The sequence below is a fragment of the Pricia sp. genome (genome assembly GCF_041745955.1).
Taxonomy (GTDB): domain Bacteria; phylum Bacteroidota; class Bacteroidia; order Flavobacteriales; family Flavobacteriaceae; genus Pricia.
Genome location: NZ_JBGTHY010000516.1, coordinates 1 through 2,233, shown reverse-complemented (window position 1 = coordinate 2,233; position 2,233 = coordinate 1). Strand labels below are relative to the sequence as shown.

Annotated in this window: 2 protein-coding genes; one reads left to right on the top strand and one right to left on the bottom strand. The window is 40.1% G+C overall.

The genetic code is table 11. The features are described 5' to 3' along the window. Window positions 1-1,013: molecular chaperone HtpG (htpG, locus tag ACEW8S_RS18405; protein WP_373519569.1), on the bottom strand; the 1,013-nt coding region annotated here is incomplete at its 3' end. A gap of 497 nt (window positions 1,014-1,510) precedes the next feature. Between htpG and ACEW8S_RS18400 the strand changes: the two genes are divergently transcribed. After that, window positions 1,511-2,170: a TetR family transcriptional regulator C-terminal domain-containing protein gene (locus ACEW8S_RS18400; RefSeq protein WP_373519568.1), complete on the top strand. Its 660-nt coding sequence runs from the start codon at window positions 1,511-1,513 to the stop codon at window positions 2,168-2,170. Window positions 2,171-2,233 lie beyond the last annotated feature (63 nt).

Sequence of the window (2,233 nt, the reverse complement as noted above, 5' to 3'; positions counted from 1 at the left end):
GATACGTTCAACGGAATATCCGGTGAATCGATGACACCACGTAGCATCGTTAGGAATTCTGGCACAATACCCTCAACATTATCGGTCACGAACACCTGGTTCTGGTACAGCTGTATCCTGTCTTTTTGGATGTTAAGGTCGTTTGTCAGTTTCGGGAAATACAATATTCCAGTGAGATTAAAGGGATAATCCACATTCAAATGAATATGAAACAAGGGCTCTTCGAACTGCATGGGGTAGAGTTCGCGGTAGAACTCCTTATAATCTTTGTTCTCTAAATCCGCTGGCTGTTTCGTCCACGCCGGGTTGGGATTGTTGATGATATTATCGACTTCCTTGGTCGGGGCCTTATCTTCTTTTTTGGCGCCTTCGGGCTTTGGAAGCGTTTCCGTTTTCGTGCCGAACTTGATGGGTATCGGCATAAATTTGTTATACTTCCGCAAAAGGGTGGTAATTCGGTTATCCTTTAGAAATTCGGTGGAATCTTCTGCGATATGAAGGATAATTTCTGTGCCACGATCCTTTTTCTTTCCTTTTTTCAAGGTGAAATTGGGCGATCCGTCGCAGCTCCAATGCACAGCTTCGGAATCTTCCTTGTAACTTTTCGTGAGGATTTCAACTTTTTCGGCGACCATGAAAGCGGAGTAGAACCCGAGTCCGAAATGCCCGATGATACCTGAATCCTTGGCACCATCTTCATATTTGTTCAAAAATTCCTCGGCACCTGAAAAGGCGATGTCGTTGATATACTTCTTAACCTCTTCCTCGGTCATCCCGATACCTTGATCGGTAATATGGATTTTTTTCCCTTCCTTATCCACCTTGACCTCTATAATAGGATGCCCATATTCCACTTTCGCCTCACCGATCGCGGTAATATGCCTTAGTTTGAGGGTCGCATCCGTTGCGTTCGATATCAGCTCCCGCAAAAAGATTTCGTGGTCGCTGTATAAAAATTTCTTGATGAGCGGAAAAATGTTCTCCACCGAAACGTTAATCTTACCTGTAGCCATAAAATTATATTTTTATTTGTCTTTCCCTTGAAACAGGGAAGCTCTTCTCTATTTGTATACTGGCGAATGTCAAAAAAAATACCACATCCTATAATAATGACAAACTGACATACCCGATCAAATAAATCAGACGAGTTCGTATACTCTGACCATCCTAAACAACTTTAACATTTTTTTGTTTAAAGAATATTGCAATTGATTAAACATTTGTTCTATATTTGAAATGATTATGGAAAAATTGCTATGAGAAAGAATTTAAGTCATAATCATGTTTTGATTATTTATTGGTTAGGTTGTTTGAAAACGTGTCCTCACTCGAGGGCACGTTTTTGTTGATAGGTGGCATATTTGGTAATCCCTTAACAACGATTACTTTGAATAACCTGTAAATTTATCTGTTAGAGAATTCAACGGATTCCCGCGGTAGTTTATACCAAGCATTTCGACTGGGATTACTATAAACTTCGTCGAAGTGTGGGAATGACAATTAAATGTATATGGCTAAGACGAAAGCAAAAAAAAAGAATACCGAAGACGATATTATAGGAATGTACATGGATTATGTGCTGGAACATGAAACGGTTCCGAAATCCATTTACAAATTCTGTAAAGCCAATACGATCGAAGAATCCGAGTTTTATGGATTTTTCGGGTCGGTGGAGGGGATTCAAAAGGCGATTTGGAAAAAATTCTATACCAATACAGAGACCCTGTTGCTTAAGAATAAGGAATATGATGGGTTTTCCAACAAAGATAAAATGCTTTCCTTCTTTTACACCTTTTTCGAGATGTTGACATTAAACAGAAGCTATGTGCTTTTTTCGCTCGGGGAAGGTAAAGGCATGCTCAGGAACCTGCAGCAGTTAAAAGGACTGAGAAGTCATATTAAAGGCTTCGCTACCGATCTGATCGATGATGGCAATGCGGATAAGAATCTAAAGATCACCCAACACAACCCCACCATTTTCTCGGAAGGTGCCTGGTTGCAGTTTTTGTTCGTGCTTAAATTTTGGATGAACGACGGCTCCCCAGGCTTCGAAAAAACGGATATCGTCATTGAAAAATCCATCAATACCATTTTCGACGTTTTCGATAATACGCCCCTGGAGAACATTATCGATTTAGGAAAGTTTCTGTACAAAGAGACATTTTTGTAACCCTATACCCTTTTATGAAAACTCTCGATAAAATACCTACCGGAAAGATCGAACGTGCCAGTA